Source organism: uncultured Lacinutrix sp. (assembly GCF_947500325.1).
Classification (GTDB): Bacteria; Bacteroidota; Bacteroidia; order Flavobacteriales; family Flavobacteriaceae; genus Lacinutrix.
In genome coordinates this window covers 1-4,647 of record NZ_CANMRQ010000044.1, presented here as the reverse complement: position 1 = coordinate 4,647, position 4,647 = coordinate 1, and the positions used below count along the sequence as shown (strand labels likewise).

6 protein-coding genes are annotated in these 4,647 nt (G+C 29.1%); 5 read left to right on the top strand and 1 reads right to left on the bottom strand.

Features of this window, described 5'->3' with window-relative positions:
- Positions 1 to 214 precede the first annotated feature (214 nt).
- Positions 215 to 562: a helix-turn-helix transcriptional regulator gene (locus Q0997_RS20000; protein WP_299892430.1), complete on the bottom strand. Its 348-nt coding sequence runs from the start codon at positions 560 to 562 to the stop codon at positions 215 to 217.
- 161 nt (positions 563 to 723) lie between these two features.
- On the opposite strand from Q0997_RS20000, the gene Q0997_RS19995 reads away from it, so the two are divergent.
- The 5 genes from Q0997_RS19995 to Q0997_RS19975 form a co-directional block, all read left to right on the top strand.
- Entirely contained in the window at positions 724 to 2,250 is a 1,527-nt protein-coding gene (locus Q0997_RS19995) for a hypothetical protein (protein WP_299892428.1), read from the top strand.
- A gap of 121 nt (positions 2,251 to 2,371) precedes the next feature.
- Complete coding sequence (locus Q0997_RS19990; RefSeq protein WP_299892425.1) at positions 2,372 to 3,304, top strand: tyrosine-type recombinase/integrase; 933 nt, start codon at positions 2,372 to 2,374, stop codon at positions 3,302 to 3,304.
- Positions 3,291 to 4,178 carry a phage integrase N-terminal SAM-like domain-containing protein gene (locus Q0997_RS19985; protein ID WP_299892423.1) on the top strand — a complete coding sequence of 296 codons (888 nt, stop codon included), beginning with the start codon at positions 3,291 to 3,293 and terminating at the stop codon, positions 4,176 to 4,178. The genes Q0997_RS19990 and Q0997_RS19985 overlap by 14 nt, the downstream gene beginning before the upstream one ends.
- A gap of 40 nt (positions 4,179 to 4,218) precedes the next feature.
- Positions 4,219 to 4,461 (top strand): hypothetical protein, encoded by a 243-nt coding sequence (locus tag Q0997_RS19980; RefSeq protein WP_299892420.1) that lies wholly within the window; start codon positions 4,219 to 4,221, stop codon positions 4,459 to 4,461.
- The coding region (locus Q0997_RS19975) for a hypothetical protein (RefSeq protein ID WP_299892417.1) at positions 4,437 to 4,647 on the top strand (211 nt) is incomplete at its 3' end. The genes Q0997_RS19980 and Q0997_RS19975, both read left to right, overlap by 25 nt.

The window sequence follows — 4,647 nt, the reverse complement described above, 5'->3', positions numbered from 1 at the left end:
TAGAAATATTAATTGCTGTTTTTTACTTTTTACTACATTTGAAACTATGAACACTATCAAACAAATATATCTAGCAGTGCAATCTACATAGCTATTTTAAAATAACGTGTTCCTTAAATGGGATTGTACTGAAATAGAGGTGGTTACCCGATAGCGCGGATTTGCAATCCGTGAAATAATATTTAAAAGCCACAATGTAAAAGTTGTGGTTTTTTTATTGTGCTAACTTTTGCACTTTCTTTTTAGTAATAAAAGCATCAATTAATTTTTTAATAGTGCTTTTATCTTCCTCTTCCATTTGTTCAACTTCTTTAAATTGTTGTAAGAGTTCATTATCATCAATGTCACGTTCTGCTTTTTGTTCTAAAGAGCCATTTACAATGTAATCAATAGACACGCCAAAAACATCCGCTAATCGTTTTAAAACATCTGCAGGCGGCTGTACTTCTTTAATTTCATATCTACTCATTTGTGGATAAGAAATATCAATTTTAGCAGCTAATTCGCTTTGTGAAAGATTAGCTTTTTTACGAAGTTCCTGTATGCGTTTTCCTAATGACATAAATCAAATACGATATTATTTATAACAAAAATAACAAATAAGACGCTTTAAAAATGGATGTTACACGCTTATTGTTGATAATTAAATCTTATAAGAATGTTTAGCATGCTTCTTTTTGGATATATTTGCATCATATAAGATATATTCTAAATTTATTAACAATGTTAGAGACTTCCAACCCCAACAACTACAACTACACAACAAAACATCTAGAAATCCACATTTTAGGCGGACTAAAGACTAATAAACTAGAAAGTTTACGAGTAACCATAAGCATACAGAAACTAAAGACACATAACATTTTAAGGCATAATATTGATTTATACAACGATAACCAAGTTGAGAAATTTACAAGAACAGTAGCAGAACGATTAGAAATAGGCACAAGTGAGATAAGACAAACATTACAAAGCTTAACTAAAGCATTAGAAAACTACAGGTTTTTACTACTTAACAAGCAAGAACAAGACAACAAACCATATAAAAAAGAACTAAGCGCAACAGAAACTAAACAAGCGGAAACCTTTTTAAAGTCTAAAAACTTATTATCAAAAACAAATGAGTTAATAGGTAAATCGGGAGTTATTGGAGAAATAGACAATAGATTATTAATGTATTTAATCTTCACAAGTCGCAAAACTAATAATCCGTTGCATTGTATTAGTTTAGGAAGTAGTGGTGTTGGTAAAACACATTTACAAAGTAAAGTTGCAGAACTCATACCAGAAGAAGATAAAGTAGAAATAACAGTATTATCTGCAAACGCATTTTACTACTTCAATCGCACAGAATTACAACACAAACTTATATTAATAGAAGATTTAGACGGTGCAGAATCTGTACTCTATCCATTACGAGAACTGCAATCTAAAAAACGTATCACAAAAACAGTCGTTCATAAAGACACCAAAGGCAATACAAAAACAATACATCTAACAGTTGAAGGTCCAGTAAGTGTTGCAGGTTGTACAACACAAGAAAGTATTTACGAAGATAATAGCAATAGAAACTTCCTTTTATACATCGATGAAAGTGCAGAACAAGATAAGCGAATAATGAACTATCAAAGATTAATTAGTGCAGGAAAAGTAAATATCACAGAACAAATACAAGCAGCAGAATTACTAAAAAATGTACAAAGACTATTACAACCAATTAGAGTAATAAATCCATTTGCAGAATACTTAGAATTACCACAATCTGTATTTAAACCAAGACGAACAAATAGTCACTATTTACAATTTATTGAAGCGATTACTTTTTACAAGCAATTACAACGTAAACGCAGGTATGACGAGCAAACAGGAGAAGAATATATTGAAACTACAATCGAAGATATAGAAGAAGCAAACGAGTTAATACAAGATGTTTTACTGCGTAAAAGCGATACAATAAGTGGTGCTTGTAGAAATCATTTAGAACGATTAAAATGCTATTTAAAAGAGAATAATCAAACCTCTTTTACCAATACAGAAATCCGTAAAAATCTAAGACTAAAAGAAAGCACATTAAGAAACTACAACAATCAATTATTATTAGAGGATTATATCCGTAGAATAAAAAAAGCAAAGACCAAAAGCTACTGTTTTGAAATCGTGAATGTAGATGAATACAGTAATTTAAAAGAACAGATAAACAATGCTTTACAAACTTGTATTGCACAAATCAACTCGCAAACTCGCAAGTAAGTCGCAACTATACTTTTTGCGAGGTCAATGCAATAATAATCAGTCAATTATAGTAAATCGCAACAAAAACCTAAAAAACACATACCGAAGTAAAAAAAGTAGAGAGCCTCAACACGCAATTATGAAAAAACTAATCTTAAAAAATAAAAGCTATAAAGCACTTATTATTAATTACAAAGAATGGTTAGATATTTTAGGTTTTGCAGATAGTACAGTCTATAGTTTTCCAATCCATTTACAAGAGTTTTTTTATTATTTAGAACAGCATAATATAAATAGTATAAATCATATTAGACCAACAACAGTAAGTGATTATTATAAGTATTTACAAGAAAGACCAAATGAAACAAAAAGCGGATCATTAAGTAAAACGTATCTTAATACGCATCAACAAGTCTTAAAGAAATTTAGAGATTACTTAAGAAAACATAATACCAATACACATTTTAATGTACCACTAAAACCAGAACGAATAGATAGAATTGAAACTATAGATATTTTAACACAAGAAGACATCAAAGCTCTTTTTAAAGCAGTAGATTATAGTAATGAAAAAGAACATGTTGTAAGCAGAAATAGAGCCTTATTAGTATTATTATACAGTTGTGGATTACGTAGAAACGAAACTATAATGGTAAACATTAAAGATATTCTTTTTGATAAAGGGTTAGTATTAGTTAGAAAAGGTAAAAATTATAAAGAGCGCTTTGTACCAATCAATCATTACAATCTTGAATTATTAGAAAACTATATTTATGATGCAAGAATACAGTTTAATAATTACAACAAAACAGAAGCTTTACTTATTGGAAAAATTGGTAATCGATTAGGAGCAAGTGCCATGAGAACGCATTTAAAATCAATTATAAAAGCGACCAATAACGCAGCTATACAATCTAAAAATATTACACCACACAAATTAAGACACTCTATAGCTACTCATTTTTTACAAGCAGGAATGGATATTGAATATATCAAGCAATTTTTAGGTCACGCACATTTAGAAACCACACAAATCTACACGCATTTAGTTGAGAAGTATGAACGATTATAAAACCTATTTGGAGAAGGAACGCTATAGTGAAAGTACAATAGAACGCTACATTTACAGATTAAAAGATTATAAGACTTGGTGCAAGAAAAAAAGAATAGAATCTACTCAAATAGACTACAAAAACCTTTTACAATACATTAAATACTTACAGTCTAAAAGTTGGAAACCGGAAAGTGTAAACAATCAAATACGAAGTATTAAAATCTATTTTAATTACTTAAATGAAAGTTATATAAGATTAGATAATCCTGCAGAAGATATTACAGTAAAAAGAGAGAAAACAAAAGTATTACGTAATCTATTATCAAGTAACGAATTAGAAGATTTATATTATAGTTACCAGACTCAAAACATTAAAGACTATTACTTTACAGCAACTGCAAAACGAAATAAGGTTATTACAGGATTAATAGTTTATCAAGCTTTAAATAGCACAACTTTAGCAGCATTAGAATTAGAACATTTACAACTCTACAAAGGAAAAATTTATGTACCAAGTACAACCAAAAGTAACGGCAGAACATTAGAGTTAAAATCGTGGCAAGTTATAGAATTATTAGAATACATTAACGACTACAGACCAATAATACAGAAGCATATAAATCTATATGACGACAGCCTTTTTCCTTTAAACTCAACTCAATTTAATAACATACTAAACGCAGTTGTTAAAAAGCTAAAACAAATCAATTACAAGGTTAGAAATGTGAGTCAATTACGAGCAAGTGTAATAACTGTTTGGCTCAATAAATACAACATTAGAGAAGTTCAAGACATGTGCGGACATAAATATATTGGCTCAACAGAAAAGTACCAACAAGACAATTTAGAAAACTTAATGGAAGCTATTAATAACTTCCATCCAATAAAATAAAAAACATTAAATTACCTTTGTTATGATAAAATACAGGATTATGAATATAGAAACCACAAAACTAGAATTAATGCAGTTGTTATTACAAACTAAAAAAGAAAGTATTTTAGAAAAGATTAAAGCAATTTTTGAGCAAGAATCTAGTAGTTTTTACAGCACTACAACTTCAGAATTAAAACAAAGAGCAGAAGCTTCTTTAAAAGCTATAGAAAAAGGAGAAACAAGATCTATTAATGCATTTAAAAAAGAACTAGACCATTGGAAGAACCAACAATCTATTTAGTAGAAATTACATCAAAAGCAGAACAATATTATTGGAAGCTACTAGCTAATTTATACGAGACACATAGTGTTGATAGCGCCAATAAAAAGTCTGATGAAATAATAGAACTTGCAATGTCTTTAGAGGTTAATCCATATAGAGGAACTTTAGAAGAAGACTTAGCACATTATAACAAAACATTTAGGT